15 protein-coding genes are annotated in these 17,990 nt (G+C 72.7%); 9 read left to right on the top strand and 6 right to left on the bottom strand.

Going from position 1 to position 17,990, the window contains the following annotated elements:
- The first annotated feature begins 216 nt into the window (after nucleotides 1-216).
- The 4 genes from ACZ45Q_RS21205 (at nucleotide 217) to ACZ45Q_RS21190 (ending at nucleotide 5,376) form a co-directional block, all read left to right on the top strand.
- Complete coding sequence (locus tag ACZ45Q_RS21205) at nucleotides 217-1,581, top strand: extracellular solute-binding protein (protein WP_468263507.1); 1,365 nt, start codon at nucleotides 217-219, stop codon at nucleotides 1,579-1,581.
- 21 nt (nucleotides 1,582-1,602) lie between these two features.
- Nucleotides 1,603-2,553 carry a carbohydrate ABC transporter permease gene (locus ACZ45Q_RS21200; RefSeq protein ID WP_468263505.1) on the top strand — a complete coding sequence of 317 codons (951 nt, stop codon included), beginning with the start codon at nucleotides 1,603-1,605 and terminating at the stop codon, nucleotides 2,551-2,553.
- A 2-nt stretch (nucleotides 2,554-2,555) separates the two neighbouring features.
- Complete coding sequence (locus ACZ45Q_RS21195) at nucleotides 2,556-3,455, top strand: carbohydrate ABC transporter permease (RefSeq protein WP_468263503.1); 900 nt, start codon at nucleotides 2,556-2,558, stop codon at nucleotides 3,453-3,455.
- A 70-nt stretch (nucleotides 3,456-3,525) separates the two neighbouring features.
- Nucleotides 3,526-5,376 (top strand): glycoside hydrolase family 2 protein, encoded by a 1,851-nt coding sequence (locus ACZ45Q_RS21190; protein ID WP_468263501.1) that lies wholly within the window; start codon nucleotides 3,526-3,528, stop codon nucleotides 5,374-5,376.
- Nucleotides 5,377-5,452: 76 nt separating this feature from the next.
- On the opposite strand, the gene ACZ45Q_RS21185 is transcribed toward ACZ45Q_RS21190, so the two are convergent.
- The 4 genes from ACZ45Q_RS21185 to ACZ45Q_RS21170 form a co-directional block, all read right to left on the bottom strand.
- The gene (locus ACZ45Q_RS21185; protein ID WP_468263901.1) at nucleotides 5,453-7,216 is read right to left on the bottom strand and encodes an RICIN domain-containing protein; all 1,764 of its coding nucleotides are present in this window, start codon (nucleotides 7,214-7,216) and stop codon (nucleotides 5,453-5,455) included.
- Nucleotides 7,217-7,359: 143 nt separating this feature from the next.
- Nucleotides 7,360-7,734, bottom strand: coding sequence for a hypothetical protein (locus ACZ45Q_RS21180; RefSeq protein ID WP_468263498.1), 375 nt, complete (start codon nucleotides 7,732-7,734; stop codon nucleotides 7,360-7,362).
- Nucleotides 7,731-9,449: an aa3-type cytochrome oxidase subunit I gene (gene ctaD, locus ACZ45Q_RS21175; protein ID WP_468263495.1), complete on the bottom strand. Its 1,719-nt coding sequence runs from the start codon at nucleotides 9,447-9,449 to the stop codon at nucleotides 7,731-7,733. The genes ACZ45Q_RS21180 and ctaD overlap by 4 nt, the downstream gene beginning before the upstream one ends.
- Before the next feature lie 240 nt (nucleotides 9,450-9,689).
- Nucleotides 9,690-10,004, bottom strand: a complete 315-nt coding sequence (locus ACZ45Q_RS21170) for a hypothetical protein (RefSeq protein WP_468263492.1) — start codon at nucleotides 10,002-10,004, stop codon at nucleotides 9,690-9,692.
- A 188-nt stretch (nucleotides 10,005-10,192) separates the two neighbouring features.
- Here ACZ45Q_RS21170 and ACZ45Q_RS21165 point away from each other — a divergent pair, with 188 nt between their 5' ends.
- From ACZ45Q_RS21165 to ACZ45Q_RS21145, 5 genes are all read left to right on the top strand, one after another.
- Nucleotides 10,193-11,089, top strand: coding sequence for a Rieske (2Fe-2S) protein (locus ACZ45Q_RS21165; protein WP_468263489.1), 897 nt, complete (start codon nucleotides 10,193-10,195; stop codon nucleotides 11,087-11,089).
- A 99-nt stretch (nucleotides 11,090-11,188) separates the two neighbouring features.
- The gene (locus ACZ45Q_RS21160) at nucleotides 11,189-12,046 is read left to right on the top strand and encodes an MBL fold metallo-hydrolase (RefSeq protein ID WP_468263486.1); all 858 of its coding nucleotides are present in this window, start codon (nucleotides 11,189-11,191) and stop codon (nucleotides 12,044-12,046) included.
- A gap of 209 nt (nucleotides 12,047-12,255) precedes the next feature.
- Entirely contained in the window at nucleotides 12,256-13,455 is a 1,200-nt protein-coding gene (locus tag ACZ45Q_RS21155; RefSeq protein WP_468263484.1) for a hypothetical protein, read from the top strand.
- Nucleotides 13,456-13,466: 11 nt separating this feature from the next.
- Entirely contained in the window at nucleotides 13,467-14,057 is a 591-nt protein-coding gene (locus ACZ45Q_RS21150) for a hemerythrin domain-containing protein (protein ID WP_468263481.1), read from the top strand.
- 181 nt (nucleotides 14,058-14,238) lie between these two features.
- Nucleotides 14,239-14,691 (top strand): DUF6098 family protein, encoded by a 453-nt coding sequence (locus ACZ45Q_RS21145; protein WP_468263479.1) that lies wholly within the window; start codon nucleotides 14,239-14,241, stop codon nucleotides 14,689-14,691.
- Between the two features lie 30 nt (nucleotides 14,692-14,721).
- Here ACZ45Q_RS21145 and sph read toward each other — a convergent pair whose 3' ends face one another.
- Together sph and ACZ45Q_RS21135 are read right to left on the bottom strand one after the other, a co-directional pair.
- Nucleotides 14,722-15,723: a sphingomyelin phosphodiesterase gene (gene sph, locus ACZ45Q_RS21140; RefSeq protein WP_468263476.1), complete on the bottom strand. Its 1,002-nt coding sequence runs from the start codon at nucleotides 15,721-15,723 to the stop codon at nucleotides 14,722-14,724.
- 116 nt (nucleotides 15,724-15,839) lie between these two features.
- Nucleotides 15,840-17,960 (bottom strand): SpoIIE family protein phosphatase, encoded by a 2,121-nt coding sequence (locus tag ACZ45Q_RS21135; protein WP_468263473.1) that lies wholly within the window; start codon nucleotides 17,958-17,960, stop codon nucleotides 15,840-15,842.
- Nucleotides 17,961-17,990: the final 30 nt, after the last annotated feature.

Genomic DNA, 17,990 nt, shown 5'->3' with positions numbered 1-17,990 from the left:
TCCCGGCAGGTCGCGGACCCGAGGGCGGACCGCCCGCGCCTGCCCTGCGGCACGGTCGGCGCCGGTTCGCTCCCGGCTCTTTACAGCCAATGTACATCGATGTAAAAACGTGCCACCGCACCGCTCGGTGCGCCTCCCGCCCGCCGCGCGGTGCTCCGCCCCTGCCGTGGTCCGCCGCCGGTCCGGCATGCGTGTCCGGCCGTCGAAAGGTCCGCGATGTCCCACCGTTCCCCGGTCCCCGAAGCAGCGTCCCCACCCGCCCGAGCGCAGGGCCCCACCCGCCGCCGGCTGCTGCGCCACGGCGTGGGGGCGGCGGGCGCCCTGCTCGCCGCCGGACCGCTGTCCGGCTGCGCCCCGCCCGCCTCCGCGTCCAGCCCCTCGGCCCTGAGCGTCTGGGACCTGTTCCAGGGCGGCGACGGCATGCTCATGGACGAGATGATCAGGAACGTGTCCGGCGGCGCGCGGGGCTTCGAGATCGACCGGACGATCCTGGACTGGGGACCGTCGTACTACACCAAACTGGCCATGTCGGCCGCCGGCGGACGGGCCTGTGACGTCGCGGTCCTGCACCTGTCCCGGCTGGCGGGCTACGCGCCCGGCGGTCTGCTGGACCCCTTCGACCTCGACCTGCTCGCCGAGTTCGGCGTCACCCCGCAGGACTTCACCCCGGCGGTCCGGGCCCGCACCCTGCACGACGGCACCGTCTACGCGATCCCACTCGACGTCCACCCGTTCATCGTGTTCTACGACAAGGAGGCCGCGGACGCCGCGGGGCTGCTCGACTCCTCCGGGGAACTCGCGCCGCTGGGCTCGCCCGACGCCCTGCTGGACGCCGGGCGGGCGCTGGCCGAGGCGACCGGCGAGTCCGGCATCCTCTTCGGCCACGTCACCGACACGGCGCAGAACTGGCGGCAGTTCGCCGCCCTCTACGCCCAGACCGGGGCCGGCTTCACGCTGCCCGAGGGCGGGCCGCCACGGATCGACGTCGACGCCGCCGTGACCGTCGTGACGTTCATGCAGCGGCTCTTCGACGGCCGGACCAACCCCAACAACCTCGACTACAACGGGGCGATGGCCGGTTTCCTCGGCCGCCGTGGCGGCATGGCCATGCTCGGCGAGTGGGAGCTGCCGACCCTGCGGAAGTCCGGCATCCCGCTCGGCGCCGCGCCCTTCCCACAGGTCTTCGACCGGCCGGCCGTCTACACGGACAGCCACGCCTTCGTCCTGCCGCACCAGGACGACCCCGACCCGGCACGGCGCCGCGAGGCCCACCGGTACGTGGCCGCCATCCTCAAGCAGAGCCTGACCTGGGCGAGCGCCGGCCACATCCCCGCCTACCAGCCCGTGCTCGCCGAGCCCGAGTACGCCCGTCTCGACCCGCAGTCCTCGTACGCGGACGCCGCGGAGGTGGCCGTGCTCGACCCGCCGAACTGGTTCGCCGGGGCCGGTTCCACCTTCCAGAACCGCATGTCCCAGCCGCTCCAGTCGGCGCTGCTGGGCAACACCACCGCCGAGAAGGCGGTGCGCCAGATGGTCCGCGAGGCGGACGCGCTGCTGCGGCAGCCCGACCCGGTGGCCTGACGAGCTGAAGGAGTGACCCACGTGACCACCACCGCACCCCCCGGCGCGGAGGCGCCGGCCGGCTCGTCCGACCACCGCACCGGCCGCCGCCGCACCGGCGAGTCCCGCACCGCCCGCAGCGCCCCCGGCTCCGGCCTGGTCTTCGTCCTGCCGTTCCTGCTCCTGTTCGGCCTCTTCCTGGTGTGGCCCGTCGTCCAGGGACTGTGGATGAGCCTCACCGACACCTCGCTCGCCCTGCGCGGGACGGCGTTCGTCGGCCTCGACAACTACGCCGAGGCGCTCGGCGACCCCGAGGTCTGGAACAGCCTCGGCAACACCCTCTTCTTCACCGCTGTATCGAGCGTCCCGCTGGTGCTGGTGGCGCTGGCCATGGCGCTGCTGGTGCACAGCGGACTCGCCGGCCAGTGGGCCTGGCGACTGGCCTTCTTCGCCCCCTACCTGCTCCCCGTGACCGTCGTGACGCTGATCTGGAGCTGGCTCTACCAGCCGGACCTCGGCCCGGCCAACCAGTTCCTGGACGCCATCGGCATCGGCCCCGTCGGCTGGCTCTCCGACGAGTCCGTCGCCATGTGGGCGATCGCCGCCCTCACCGTGTGGTGGACGGTCGGCTTCAACTTCCTGCTCTACCTCGCCGCGTTGCAGTCCCTGCCCGCCACCTACGACGAGGCCGCGGCGCTGGACGGGGCCGGCGCGTGGCGGCGCCTGTGGTCCGTCACCCTGCCGCAGCTGCGCCGGACCACCGCGCTCGTGGCCATGCTCCAGATCCTCGCCTCGCTCAAGGTCTTCGACCAGATCTACATCCTCACCAAGGGCGGCCCGGGCGGCTCGACCCGGCCGATCCTGGAGTACGTCTACGACGTCGGGTTCACCGGCTACCGGCTCGGCTACGCCTCCGCGATCTCCTACCTCTTCTTCGCCCTCGTCATCGTCGTCTCGCTCGTGCAGCTGAGCCTCTTCCGCCGGGAGGACTGACCGTGTCCGCCACCGCAACCACCCTCCGCCCACGGTCTCGCACCCCCCGCGAGGCGACAGGGTCGCCGCTGCTGCTCGGCCACGGCCGGCTGCCGCGCGTGCTGGCCGGAACCGCGCTGACCGTCCTGGCGGCCGTCTGGCTGCTGCCGTTCCTGTGGGCCGTCGCCACCTCGGTGCAGAGCGAACAGGACGTGGCCACACCCGGCCTGTCACCCCTCAAGGGCGCCTTCACCACGGAGGCGTACCGGCAGATCCTGGAACGCGGCAACGTGCCGCTGTGGGCCTTCAACAGCTTCCTGATCGCCGGGCTGGTCACCCTGATCACGGTGGCCGTCTCCACCCTCGCGGCCTACGGCTTCTCCCGCGGCACGTTCCGCGGCCGCCGGGCCCTGCTGGCCGCGACCGTGGCCGCCATCATGATCCCGCCGCAACTGCTCATCGTGCCGCTGTTCGAGCAGATGCTCCTGTTCGACCTGGTGGACACCTACGCGGCGGTGATCCTGCCCCAGGTGGTCGCCCCCATGATGGTCTTCATCCTCAAGCGGTTCTTCGACGGCATCCCCCGGGAGCTGGAGGACGCCGCCCGCATCGACGGAGCCTCCGAGTTCCGGGTCTTCCGCTCCGTGGTGCTGCCGCTGTCGCGGCCCATCGTGGCCGCCGTCGCGATCTTCGTCTTCATCGGGGCCTGGAACAACTTCCTGTGGCCGTTCATCGTCACCAACGACCCCGACCTGATGACCCTCCCGGTGGGGCTGGCCACCGTGAAGGACGCCTACGGCATCCAGTACGCGCAGGGCATGGCGTCCGCGCTGCTGGCCGCGCTGCCGCTGATCGTGGTCTTCCTGTTCTTCCAGCGCCGCATCGTCGACTCGGTGGCCACCACCGGACTCGGCGGCACCTGACCCCCTCCACCCCGCCGTACCCCGCAGGCCGGCGCCGGTGCGCCGGCCTGCCCGATCGACTGGAGCATGTGTGCCCACCCCCTCCGTACCGCGCCCCGAGTACCCGCGACCGCAGTTCGTGCGGCCCGACTGGCTCAACCTCAACGGCGCCTGGCAGTTCGAGACCGACCGGGGGGACAGCGGCCTGGAACGCGGCCTCCTCGACCGCGAGCTGCGCGAGGAGATCCTCGTCCCCTTCCCGCCCGAGTCCGAACTCTCCGGCATCGGCGACACCGACTTCCTTCAGGCCGTCTGGTACCGGCGCACCGTGATCCTGCCCGCCGCCTGGGCGGGCCGCCGGGTCCTGCTGCACTTCCAGGCCGTGGACCACGACACCACCGTGTGGGCGAACGGCACGGAGGTCGCCCGGCACCGCGGCGGCTTCACCCCCTTCACCGCCGACCTCGGCGACGTGGCACGGCCGGGGGAGGAGGTCGTCATCACCGTCCGGGCCCGCGACCCCAAGTCCGGCCCGCAGGCCCGCGGCAAGCAGGCCGTGCGGTACGCCAACCACGACTGCAACTACACACGGGTCACCGGCATCTGGCAGACCGTCTGGCTGGAGCCCGTCCCCGACCTGCATCTGCGCCGCCCCCGGATCACCCCCGACCTCGCCGGCTCCGCCTTCCACCTCGAACTGCCCCTGTCCGGCAACCGGCCCGGACACCGGGTGCGCGCCGTCCTCGCCGACGCCGACGGCGAGGTGAGCCGCGCCGAGGCACGCGCCGACCTCGACCTCGCGCCGCGCCTGCACCTCCCGGTGCCCGAGGACAGGCGGCGCCCGTGGGGCCCGGACGACCCGCACCTGTACGACCTGCGGCTCGAACTCCTCGACGCCGCCGGTCAGGTGGCCGACTCCGCCGAGAGCTACGCGGGGCTGCGCGCCGTGGGACTGCGCGGCAAGGCCGTCACCCTCAACGGGCGCCCGCTCTTCCAGCGGCTCGTCCTCGACCAGGGCTGGTACCCGGACGGGCTGATGACCGCGCCCACCGACGAGGCCCTGGTGCGGGACATCGAACTGGCCATGGCGGCCGGCTTCAACGGCGCCCGGCTGCACCAGAAGGTGTTCGAGGAGCGCTTCCTCCACCACGCCGACCGCCTCGGCTACCTGGTCTGGGGGGAGTTCGGCGACTGGGGCTGCGAGACGGGCGGCTCCTCCGGCGACAACCAGAAGCCGGACGCCTCCTACGTCGCCCAGTGGCTGGAGGCCGTGGAGCGGGACTACTCGCACCCCTCGATCGTCGGCTGGTGCCCGCTGAACGAGACCTACCAGAAGCTGCACGACCGCATCACCCAGCTCGACGACGTGACCCGGGCCATGTTCCTGGCCACCAAGGCCATGGACACCACCCGCCCGGTGATCGACGCCTCCGGCTACGCCCACCGCGTCACCGAGACGGACGTCTACGACGCCCACAACTACGAGCAGGACCCGGCCGCCTTCCGGCAGCTGATGGCGGGGCTCGCCAAGGACGACCCCTTCGTCAACACCCACGACGACGGCGCCCCCTACTCCGTTCCCTACCGCGGGCAGCCGTACTTCGTCAGCGAGTTCGGCGGCATCTGGTGGGACCCCGAGGCCGCCGCCGACCGCTCCGGCACGGACCGCACCGAGTCCTGGGGCTACGGCGAACGGGTCCGCGACGAGGAGGAGTTCCACGCGCGGTTCGCCGGCCTCACCGACGTCCTGCTGGGCGACCCGAACATGTTCGGCTACTGCTACACCCAGCTGACCGACGTCTTCCAGGAGCAGAACGGCATCTACCGCTTCGACCGCGGCCACAAACTCGACGTCGCGCGCGTCCGCGCCGCCCAGCTGCGCCCGGCGGCCATCGAGCAGGGCACCGCCGCCGAGGAGGGCGACGGGGCCGCTCCGGCGTGACCGCGCCGCGGGGCGCCTCCCCGGGCGGACCCCGGGAAGGCGCCCCGCCGACGGACGCCGGGGCGGCGCTGCGCCGTCAGACCCGCTCCAGCCGCCAGATCTGCGGCTGGAGCCCGTTGCACGTCCACTGCTGCACGTTGCCGCCGGGCTCCCGCGAGCCCTCGGCCACGTCCAGGCACCGGCCGCCGGACCCGGCCACCAGCCGGTAGTAGCCCCGGCCGGTGTTCTCCAGCCGCCAGTCCTGCGCGGCGAGCCCGTTGCAGTACCACTGCCGCACGTTCGCCCCCGGCACGGACGAGCCGTTCTCCACGTCCAGGCAGTGCCCGCTGTTGCGGCCGGTGAGGGTGAAGTGCCCGCCGCCCCGGGCGCGGAGCGTCCACTGCTGCGGGCCCAGGCCGTTGCACGTCCACTGCTGGACGTTGCCGCCGGGTTCCCGGGCGTCACCGGCGACGTCCAGGCAGTGCCCGCTGTTGGCGTTCACCAGCCGGTAGAGGGCTCCGTCCACGGCGCCGGCCGCGTCCCCGGTCCCGGTGACACCGCCCGTGGCGAAGTAGGGCCGGCACACCGAGCCGTCCCAGTCGGTCGCGATCTGGAGCACCCGGCCGCCGTCCGGTGACGGCAGCAGCGCGGAGCTGTAGTTCTGGCAGTAGTTGACGCCCGGGTCCGGCACGGCGACCGGCGACTCGATCTCGTACCAGGGCCCGCTGCCGTTCTCCGTGTTCGCGAGGATCGTACGGCCGCTGCCCGCGGCGACGGTGCCGTCCCGGTTCAGCAGCCGCTGCCCGATCAGCAGCAGCCGCCCGTTCGGGCCGCCGTCCGGCGCCGGTGCCCAGGCGACGGTCGGGGTGGCGCGGAGGTACTTGCCGTCGACGGTCTCCGGCCGGACGCCGAGCCAGGCGGCATCGCCCCAGTTCCAGCCGTCGGCGGAGGTGCGGTAGTGCACCACGCACTGGTACTGGCCGCCGGGGTTGCAGATCTCGTAGGTCATGAAATAGGTGCCGTCGGGCAGTCTGCGCACCACCGGCATGCCCGGCCGGTCGGCGGACCAGGTGCTCGCCACCGTGTCGTGGTGGCCCTGCCAGTGCACGCCGTCGTAGCTGCGCGCGGCGACGAGCTTCTGGCTGTGCCCGGGATCGGTCTCGTCGCTGTAGTGACAGACCAGCGCGCCGTCCGCGGCCACGGAGAACTCCGGTTCCCACAGGCCGCCGGTGCCGCCCGCGACGGCGCAGGAGGACAGGTAGGACCAGGTGCGCCCGATGTCGTCGCTGCGCCAGATCCGCAGGGCCATCCGCCGGTCGTCCTCGTCCTGCCCGGCGGAGGACGCCCACAGCAGGGTGCCGGCCGGCAGCGCGCCCACCCGCCGGGGCAGTTCGAACAGCGTGGCGCAGCACAGGCCCTGGCCCGCCGCGGACTCGGGGTCGGTGACCCGGCCGACCTCGCGGAAGGTGGCTCCGGAGTCGGTGCTCTCGTGGATGGCGCCGATGCCGTTGTCGCCGTCGAAGGTGACGACGGAGGCGAGGACGCGTCCGTTGGCGGCACCGCTGTGGGCGAGCCGGACGGCGCGGGGGTACAGGCCCGTGCCGTCCCGCAGGGGCGTGCCCGTGGCCGCGGGGGAGACGCCGTCGGCCGTGGCGCCGGACGCGGAGGGGACGCCGGACGGGCCGGCCGGGGCCCCGGGGGTGGCGGAGCGGGCGCCGGCCGGGGTGGCGAGCAGCAGGCTCAGCACGCCGGTCACGGCGAGCAGCACCGCCAGGGCGCGGCGCCGGACGCGCCGGGCGGTGCCTGCGGAGCGGGGGACGGACGCCCCGCCGGGGGACGGATCGCGACGGCGTCCGACGATGTGTGAGGGGTGGAGGTGCAACACGGTCTTCCCTTCCCGCGGGAACGAAATCCGGGTCAGGTTAGGCCCGTGTGTACATCGATGTAAACGGGTGTGCGGGCGACGTCCGCATCCGGTGAGCCGACGGGTCGGCGGACGGGAAGCTAACGGATCAGCAGATAGGGGACCGAACCGGCCGCCGCGCTCACCGCGAGGGTGAGCGCGCCGCACAGGGCGTGCCGCCGCAGCAGGGCACGGCGCAGCGTCGCGTAGCGGGCCTCGTACTCCTCGCGCAGCTCCCGGGCTCGGTCGGCCGTGGCCAGCAGCTGTGCGCGGGTGAGAACGAGGCGCTGTTCGGCGTAGTGGCGGCTCAGGTCCTCGGCCTGGGCGCCGGTGAGCCAGGGCAGGCGGGCGCAGAGGGCCGCGGCCTCCTGTCGCGCCCGCGCGCGTTCGGTCTCCAGCAGCAGATAACCCTCGACCTGATGGGCGAGGCCGCTGTCCTGACGAGCCGTCGCGGCGGCGGGACGCTCCCGGGTCACGACCGGTCGCTCTCGTGTCCCGCCGCGTCGACCACGTCGCGCTTGAGGGTGTTCTCCTTCTGGTCGAGGGAGGCCAGCGCCGGATGGTGGAGGTCGAAGGCCGGGGATTCGGACCGGATCCTGGGCAGCGTGACGAAGTTGTGGCGCGGGGGCGGGCAGGACGTCGCCCACTCCAGGGAGCGGCCGTACCCCCAGGGGTCGTCGACCTCGACCTTCGTCCCGTACTTGGCGGTCTTCCAGACGTTGTACAGGAACGGCAGCGTGGACAGGCCGAGGAGGAACGCTCCGATGGTGGAGACGGTGTTGAGCGCCGTGAAACCGTCGGCGGCCAGGTAGTCGGCGTACCGGCGGGGCATGCCCTCGGCGCCGAGCCAGTGCTGCACCAGGAACGTGGTGTGGAAGCCCGCGAACAGCGTCCAGAAGTGCACCTTCTCCAGCCGGGTGTCGAGCATGGTGCCGGTCATCTTCGGCCACCAGAAGCTGAAGCCGCCGAACATCGCGAACACGATCGTGCCGAACAGCACGTAGTGGAAGTGGGCGATGACGAAGTAGCTGTCGGTGACGTGGAAGTCCAGCGGGGGCGAGGCGAGCAGGACGCCCGTCAGGCCGCCGAAGAGGAACGTGACGAGGAAGCCGGCCGCCCACAGCATCGGCGGTTCGAAGGACAGCGAGCCCTTCCACATGGTGCCGATCCAGTTGAAGAACTTCACCCCGGTGGGGACGGCGATCAGGAAGCTCATGAAGGCGAAGAACGGCAGCAGTACCGCCTGCGTGGCGAACATGTGGTGCGCCCATACGGTCACGGACAGGCCGGTGATGGCGATGGTGGCGCCGACCAGGCCCATGTAGCCGAAGATGGGCTTGCGGGCGAAGACCGGGATGATCTCGGTGATCACGCCGAAGAACGGCAGGGCGAGGATGTAGACCTCGGGATGGCCGAAGAACCAGAACAGGTGCTGCCACAGGATCGCCCCGCCGTTGGCGGGGTCGAACACCTGCGCACCGAAGCGGCGATCGGCCTCCAGCACGAGCAGGGCGCCGGCCAGGACCGGGAAGGCCAGCAGGACCAGTACCGAGGTGAGCAGCACGTTCCAGGTGAAGATGGGCATACGGAACATGGTCATCCCGGGGGCGCGCATGCAGACGATGGTGGTCATGAAGTTGACCGCCCCCAGAATCGTGCCGAACCCGGACAGCGCGAGCCCCATGATCCACAGATCCCCGCCGACGTAGGGGGTGCGGCGGTCGCTGCTGAGCGGGGTGTAGGCGGTCCAGCCGAAGTCGGCGGCGCCCTGCGGGGTGAGGAAGCTGCCGAGCACGATCAGCCCGCCGAAGAGGAACAGCCAGTACGAGAACATGTTCAGCCGGGGGAACGCGACGTCCGGGGAGCCGATCTGCAGCGGCATGATCGCATTGGCGAAACCCGCGAACGTCGGGGTCGCGAACAGCAGCAGCATGATCGTGCCGTGCATCGTGAACGCCTGGTTGTACTGCTCGGCCGACATGATCTGCATCCCCGGCCGGGCCAGCTCCGCGCGGACCGCCATCGCCAGGACGCCCGCGATGAGGAAGAACCCGAACGATGTGATCAGGTACAGGTGTCCGATCTTCTTGTGGTCGGTCGTGGTCAGCCAGGAGACGACGACCTTGCCGGGGCCGCGGCGCCCCTCGGCCGCAGGCACCGGGGACGTGGGTTCTGTCGTATGAGTCGCCATCAAGGTCCTTCGGTACGGCGGCAATTGTGCGAGGCGGTGGCACCCGGCTCACCATGGACGGACAGTGCGTTACCAGTCGCGAGGAAGTTAGTCCTCGATCGGCAGGTCCGTAGCCCGAAGAGGGCGGTCACTGGGCCGACGGGCTGAACAGAGCACCCGTATGGCTGTGCCGGCTGTGCGCTCCTGGTCGTCGCCGCCGGTGAACGGCCGACCGCGGGCCGTCGTTCCGGCCCGCCCTCATCAGGGGCGGGGATTCGTGCGCTGCCAGCGAGGGCGCGCGTCGCCGCCACGGCGCCCGGCGACGGAGGCGCAGCGCGGGCACAGCCGACGCACCCGGTCGGCCGCTCCGCCGGATTCCGGGAAGGTGTCCGCCCAGGAGACGTGGGAGAAGCGGCTCAGCCGGGAGCGGCTGAGGGACAAACCGCAGACCGTCTGGTTGGTACCGGGCTCCCAGGCGTGGACCTCACCGGCCGGGAGCCGGCGCCGGCCCTCCTCCTCGTCGGTCCACTCACCGGAGGCCGCCACGCCGTACCGCCGTTGTCCGGTGCCTGCCATGCGCTGTCCCTGCCTGATCGGTGCCGGGGCGGGCAGCCCTGCGGACACGGGTGCCCGCGGGGGCTTCGTACAGCGCCACGCGTGCCCCTTCGGGCCGGGCCCAACCACGTCACCACGCAGGTTTGCCGATGAGCGGACGAGCTACCCGGCAGTCACCGACACACCCGTACCGGCCGCCGGGAGGACGGATGCCACAGCGAGGCCCCGGACGTGTGCTTTCGATGCTCGACAGCCTGGAACGGTGGTCCGGCGGCGACCGGACCATCGGCGCCCTGCGGCAGCGGGTGCGGTCCCTGCCGCTGGGCCGGGGCCGTGACGTCCTGCACGGACGCCGGCTCGGACACCCGGTCCACCCGCTCCTGGTGCAGGTGCCCATCGGCACGTGGCTCTCCGCCTCGGTGCTCGACCTGCTGCCCGGAGCGCAGCGTGGGCAGCGCGCCCTCATCGGCGTCGGACTGGCCGCCGCCGTACCCGCCGCCGCATCGGGCTGGACCGACTGGGCCGAGCTGCACCCGCAGCAGCAGCGCGTCGGGCTGGTCCACGCGCTGGCCAACAGCGCGGCCGTGTCCCTGTTCGCCGCTTCCCTGGCCGCCCGCAGCCGCGGCCGGGTGGGTGCCGGCCGGGCGCTGTCCCTGGCCGGGCTGACCGTGACCGGTGTCGGTGGCGCGCTCGGCGGGCACATGGCCTACCGCCAGGCGTCCGGAGCCAACCACGCCGAGTACGTGCCCCATGCCGTGCGACCCGGCTGGCACGCCGTCGGTGACGTGGCCGACGTCCCCGTGGGCCGGGCCGTGCGCCGGCGGGTGGACGACGTGCCGGTGCTGGTAGTGCGCGAGAACGGCACCGCGGTGCACGTGCTGGCCGACCGGTGCAGCCACCTGGGCGGCCCGCTGTCCGAGGGCGAGATCACGGACGGCTGCGTGCGCTGCCCCTGGCACGGCAGTGTCTTCCGCCTGGCCGACGGCTGGAACGTCCGTGGGCCGGCCACCGCGCCGCAGCCCGCGTTCGACTCCCGGATCGTGGACGGCCGGATCGAGGTCCGGCTCAGGCATCTGGCGGCTCACGGTGACGAGGGTGCCGCCTGAACGGACGGCGCGGGGCGCCCGGCCGCCGCACGCGGTTTGGCTCCCGCCGGGCCCGGAAACCCGGTCGCTTTCCGGGCCGTCCCCGAGCCGGAGGCCGCGATGACTGGCAGCACGGAGCGCGTCGGCGACGACGTCCTCGACCTCCACTTCATCGGCAACGCGACCGTCCTGCTCCGCTACGGCGCGCTCACGCTGCTCACCGACCCGAACTTCCTCCACCGCGGGCAGTACGCCCACCTCGGGTACGGGCTGCTCAGCCGACGCCTGACCGAGCCGTCCATCGACGTGGCCGAGCTGCCCCGCCTGGACGCCGTCGTGCTGTCGCACCTGCACGGCGACCACTGGGACCGCCGGACCCGCCGGAACCTGGACCGCACGGTGCCGGTTCTCACCACTCCCCATGCCGCGCGCCGGCTGCGGGTGCTGCACGGCTTCCCCCGCACGGCCGGGCTGCCCACCTGGCACGGGGTCACCCTGGAGAGCCGCGGCGCCCGGGTCAGGGTCACCGCCCTGCCCGGCCGCCACGCCGGCCACCGGCTGCTGCGCGGCCTGCTGCCTCCGGTGATGGGCAGCATGCTGGAGTTCGGACCCGCCGCAGGGCCGGTCCGGCTGCGCCTGTACATCTCGGGCGACACGCTGCTCCACGACGCGCTCGACGAGATCGCCGCCCGGTTCCCCGCCGCGGACCTGGCCGTCCTCCACCTCGGCGGGACGGTGCTCCCCGGTGGTTTCCTGGTCACCATGGACGGCGCCCAGGGCGCCGAGCTGGCACGACGCCTCGATCCCCGCCTGGTCCTGCCCGTGCACCACGGGGACTACACGGTGATGCGCTCGCCGCTGTCGGCGTTCCTCGCCGAGACCGGCCGGCTGGGCCTGGGGGACCGGATCGTGCACTGCCCCCACGGCCGGCGCGTCCGCCTGGCGGGTGGCCCCCGCGAGGCCCCGGTGGTGCTGTGACCGCGTCCGATGCGATCCGGCCCTGTCACAGGACGGGCCCGCCCACATCCCGTACTGGGCCACCAGGGCGAACCGGGAGCACCACCGGCGGGAGCAGTGGCCGGAAAGCACGCACGGTGGAGAGACTGGGCGGGCAGGCCGTGCGGGCCGTCCGTACCCGGGTACCCGTCGGCGCGCCGGATCCCCCATCCTCCCCAAGAGGCCTCCCCATGACCTTCAATCCGCTCGAGCAGCGGGGCATCCCGCTGGACCGCCAGCTCCGCAACTGGCGGGAGCTGAACGTGGAGCCGATCGACCCCGACCGCTGCGACCCCTACACCCGGTGCCGGATCATCACGATGAACGGCATCGAGGTGGAGGCGATCCTCTTCAGCCACCAACTCGCCCGCCACACGGCCGACCCCGAGATCAAGCGGCAGCTGGCCCGCACCCGGTACATCGAGGCGCAGCAGCAGAAGGTGGTGAACTGGCTGCTGCCGGGAGTGTCGTCGGTGCTGGAGACGACCATTGCCTACGAGCAGGTCGCCGTGGACCTGACGGCGTGGGTCGCCCGGATGGAGCCGGACCCGTACCTCAAGCAGGCCTACCAGTTCGGTGTGCTGGAGGACTTCGACCACCTGTACCGGTACGCCAACCTGTACGAGATGATCGAGCACCGCAAGGCGGAGTCGATCGTCGACGGCCTCACCGAGGTCATCCCGGGCCGCCCGACGAAGTACCACCACCGCGACGCGTACGACAACGTGCGCGACCCGTACGACAAGAACACCGCGAACCCGCTGTCGCGGCTGCACGCGCTCACCATCATGTCGGCCGAGCAGCAGACGATGAACTTCTACATGAACACCGGCCCCACCTACATGGAGCCGATCGCCCGGCAGCTCTACCAGGAGATCGGGCTCATCGAGGAGGAGCACGTCACCCACTACGAGTCGCTGGTCGACCCGGGGGAGACCTGGTGGGAGCAGCTCGTCGACCACGAGTACAACGAGTGCTACCTGTACCACTCCTTCATGGAGCAGGAGAGCGACCCGAAGGTCAAGGCCATCTGGGAGCTGCACCTGAACATGGAGCTGGAGCACCTGCACCTCGCCTGCGACCTGATGCGACGCCACGACGGCCGCGACCCGCAGGAGATCCTCGCCCCCGAGCTGCCCAACGTGCTCACCTTCGAGCCGAACAAGCAGTACGTGCGGGAACTGCTGGACACCCAGCTGGACCTGACCACGCTGGGCGCCGGCTACGTCCGCGAGGCGCACGAACGGTTCGAGAGGATGCAGGAGCAGATCCACGGCGGTGAGCAGCCGCCGAGCGAGCGGGTCATGGCCCAGCACGACGAGATGTTCGGCCGTGACTACCGGGTCCAGACCGAGGGCGAGCACCCCGACCCCGCCCTGCGCGAGAAGTGAGAGGGAGCGACGTGGCGGAGCAGCACACGCCCCGGGCCGGCGACGACCGGGCCAAGGACGACGACGTCGTCGCCCTGCTGATGCGTCAGCACGGCGACATCCGCAACCTCTTCGACCAGGTCGAGGGCGCCACCGGCGAGGAGCGCCGCGACGCCTTCCGGTGCCTGGTACGGCTGCTGGCCGTGCACGAGACCGCCGAGGAGGAGGTCGTCCACCCCTTCGTCCGCAGGGCGGTGCCGGGCGGGGACGCCGTGGCGGAGGACCGGCTCGCCGAGGAACGCGAGGCGAAGGAGACCCTGGCGGCCCTGGACGGCATGGACACCGACGACCCGGAGTTCCTGCCGCGGTTGACGGCGCTGCGCACGGATGTGCAGACACACGCCCGTGCCGAGGAGCGCTACGAGTTCACCCACATCCGGCGCAGCGCGGACACCGCCGGCCTCGCCGCCATGGCCAAGGCCGTGAAGGCCGCCGAGGCGATGGCGCCGACCCGGCCCCACCCGGGAGTCGAGTCCGGCGCGGCCAACCTGGCTCTCGGTCCGGTCGCGGCCCTCATGGACCGCACCAAGGACGCCGTGCGCAAGGCGATGGACGGCCGCTGACCACGCCCGCCGCCCCTTCCCTCTCACGGGTCCGCCTCCGGATGCCTCCCGGACGCGGGCCCGCGGGGCGGTTCCGGCCCACCGGCACCCGCCGGGGAATCCGCACCGGCATGGAGCCGCCGCCCCGGGGTACGCGTGGGCGCTGAGCCCCTGGTGGCGAGGATGACGAGGGAGGCGTGCGGTGAGCGCGAGCACGGATCTGCCGACCATCGACGGCCTCGAGGAGCTGACCCGGCTGGTGACCAGCCGCCGCGGCATGTACGTGCGCTGGTCCCGCGGCCCGGAGCACGACCTGCCCGAGGTGACCAGCACGGACGACCTCACCGGCGTGGAACTGCCCGGGCTGTCGGCCAGCCCGCTGGACGTCGAGGACTGGTGGGGCGAGCGGCCCCGCTACGTCTGGGTCGCCCGCCGCCTGTACGACTACTGCCACCTGCCCCGGGTGAAGGACTCCCGTACCCGGCCGTGGGTCCTGCAGGGCCGCGAGGTGGCCCGCGGCCCGGACAACGAGCCCCTGGTGGCCGACGTCCGGCCGCTCGGCTGGATCCCCGACCATGTGATCGAGCGGGCCGGCGACATCGTCACCGAACAGCCCGGGAGCTGGGGGCCCCTCGACCGGGACGGCGCGCGCTGACGCCGGCCACCGCCGGCCGGGCGGCGGTGTTCAGCCCGCGGAGCCCGTCACCGGGTAGTGGTCCGAGAGGTTCGTATACGTGTACGACTTACCCCAACTCGTGACCGTCCAGGGCGCGCTGCGCTCCTTGAACACGTCGTTGCTCCAGACCGCCGGGCGGGCGTGCCCGGCGCGGTGCAGGACGTGGTCGAGGTCCTCGCGCGGATCGTCGGGGTAGCGGTCGCGCGCGAGGGAGTTCTCCTCGGTGTCGAAGGAGTACGGGTGTCCGGTCCGCCCGTCGGCGTCCACGAGGCCGGCGTCCGCGAGCATGGTGCCGTACTCGGCGCCGTGCGAGTCGACGTTGAGGTCACCGGCGACCAGCACCTGCTCGCCGGCCGGGATGTTCCTGGCGTCCAGGAACGCGTCGATCGTCCGGAACTGGCGGCTGCGCACCGCCGCCGCCTCGCCCGCCGCACAGCCCGGGTCCGTCGACTGCGCGTGCGTGCCGACCACGTGCACCCTGCTGCCGTTCACATCGAGCACGACGTACGCGAAGCCCTTGTTGGACCACCAGTCGGAACCGCACGCGTCCTGGTAGATCCACTGCTCGCTGCGCAGGATCGGCCACTTGCTGGCGATGACGACGCCGCCGTCCTCCGGGGTCGTCGACGAGTACGATCCGCCGGTGGCGTCCCAGCCGCTCTTCGTCCGCCCGACCACCGGCGTCTGATGCGGATAGCGGTCCGCGACGGCCCTCTTCAGCGCGTCCGACGAGGAGTTGTCGAACATCTCCTGGAACACGACGACGTCGTTGCCGCTCACGAACGGCGCCTTCGCGATCTCGGCGGCACGGTGGTCCTGGCCCCAGTTCGGGTGCAGCGACCTGCTGAACAGGAAGACGTTGTACGACAGCACCCGCAGGGGGACGGCCTGCTCGGCGGCCGAAGCGGCGGGCGCCGCGCCCACCGGGAGCGCGGTGGCGAGCGTGAGGGCGAGCACGGCGGCACCGAGGGCGCGGGGCCGGGCCGGCCGGCGCGGGGCGAAGAACGTCATGGGTGTCTCCCGGGAAGTGCGGCTGGGGGGCGCCGCACATCAAACCACCGCCGATTACTCCTGGGTAACACCCGTGCGGCCGGCGGATGTCGGGACGGTCGGCGCGGGCGGCGGCCTCAGCGGCCGGTGCCGTACCGCAGGACGAGGAGCGCGATGTCGTCCGTGCGCCGCCCGGTGCCGCCGGTCAGGGCCAGCAGGGTGTCGATCAGCCGGTCGAGATCCTCGTCGTCCGCCCGGGAGAGATGGCCCGCGAGGTCCGCGACGGTGTCGTCGAAGTCGACGCCGGGCCTCTCGACGAGGCCGTCGGTGTAGAAGGCGAGCAGCGTGCCGGGGGCCAGCTCGATCTCGGTCACGGGGAATTCGGCCCCCGGGTCGATGCCGAGCAGCGGCCCCGGCGTGAGGGGGACCGGCCGGGTCTCGCGGTCGGGCAGCCGCAGCAGCGGAGGCGGGTGTCCGGCGCCGGCGAGAACGGCGCGACCGCCGGCCAGGTCGAGATGGGCGTACAGACAGCTGGTGAACAGGTCGGGGCCGAGATCGGTCAGGAGCTTGTTGGTGCGGGCCAGGACCTGGTCGGGGCTGCTGCGCAGGGCCGCGTGGGCGCGCACGCCGGTGCGGACCTGGCCCATGAGAGCGGCGGCGGCGACGTTGTGGCCCTGTACGTCGCCGATGACGGCGGCGGCGGCGCTGTCGCCCAGCCGCAGCAGGTCGTAGAAGTCGCCGCCGATCTCCATGCCCCGGGTGGCCGGCAGATAGCGGGCGGCGACCTGGAGCCCGGTGACCTCGGGCAGCGCCCGCGGCAGCAGCGCCTGCTGGAGCCCGTGGGCGAGTTCGTGCTTGGTGTCGTACAGGCGGGCCCGGTCGAGGGCCTGGGCGACGAGCCCGGCCAGCGACGTCATCACCGCGCGCTCCTCGGCCGGGAACCGGTGGGGGCGGTCGTAGGACAGGACGCAGATGCCGACGGGCCGGCCCGAGGTGATCAACGGCAGGAACGCCCAGGCCTGCTTGCCGCTGATCAACGGCGCCTCGGGATAGATGCGCCGCATCTCCTCCGCGTCGGAGAAGAACGCCGGGATGCCGCTGGCGAGGGCACGCCCGGCCGGGGTGAAATCCGTGTCCAGGGGCAGGCCGTCGAGGCGCTCGATGGTCTGCGGGGAGTACCCGCGGTGGCCCGTGATGCGCAGCCGGCCGGCGTCCGCCATGGACAGGACCAGGCCCTGCGCGCCGAAGGCGGGCACGACCTGGTCGGCGACCAGGTCGACGACGTCCTGGACGCCCACCACCTCGGTCAGGGCCGCGGCCAGGTGGGTGACCTGGTACAGCGGGCCGGCGCGGGCCGTGGCGGCGGCGGACGCCGGCCGCCGCTGCGCCGGCGCGGGCGGTGGCCGCGTACCGGTGGGCACGATGCGGACGCTGATGCCGCTGGCGTCGGGGAAGAGGTGGAACTCCATCCAGTCACCGGGCGGGCGGCACGCGGTGAAGGACACGGGTTCGCGGGTGAGCACCGCCGCCCGGTAGCGGTCCTCGTAGGTGGGGTCGTCGAGCCAGCGCAGGGACTGCCACGGCAGGGTGCCCAGCAGCCGGCCGGCGTCGCTGTCCAGCAGCTCGCAGGCGCCCGAGCTGAGGTAGGTGAAGCGGCCCTCCAGATCCAGCGCGCAACTGCCCCCGGGCAGCCGTTCGATGAAGTCGGCGGGGGCCATCTCCGGGCCGGTGGCGGGGCGCCCGGGGCTCGCGGACAGCACCCGGGGCCGGCGTCGGCCGGCCGGGGGCCCGCCGTGCTCGGCGGCCTCCTCCAGCGCACGGGCCAGGCGGTGGCAGCTGGCGGAGATGTTGCTCCTCTCCCGGCCCGTCATGTACGGGGGGCGGTTGGCCGGCCACATCAGCAGCAGGGCGCCCCAGCGCCGGACACCGGCGACGGGGGCGGCGGCCAGCGCCAGCGGGTAGGGCAGGGCCACCGCGGTGCGCGGATACGAGCGGGCCATCTCCTCCTGGCTGCTCACCCAGACGATGCGGTCCTCGCGGACCGCGTCGGCCACCGGGGCCGGCGACCCGACGGGGACCGTCGCCCACGGGGCGGCCAGCTGCGCCGGCGCCCCGCACAGCGCGTCGATGTGCAGCAGCCGCTCGTCCGGTGCGAGCAGGTACAGAGCACCGATGGACGCACCGGTCCTGCGGACGGTCTCCGTGAACACGGCGTCCAGCGCACCGCTGCCGGCGCCGGGGCCGGACGGGCCGGTCACGGGACGTTCCCCATGAGTCCCATAGGAGGA

The organism is Streptomyces sp. NPDC031049 (genome assembly GCF_055571015.1).
The sequence above is the reverse complement of the archived record's forward strand: the minus strand, read 5'-3'. Positions and strand labels throughout refer to the sequence as shown.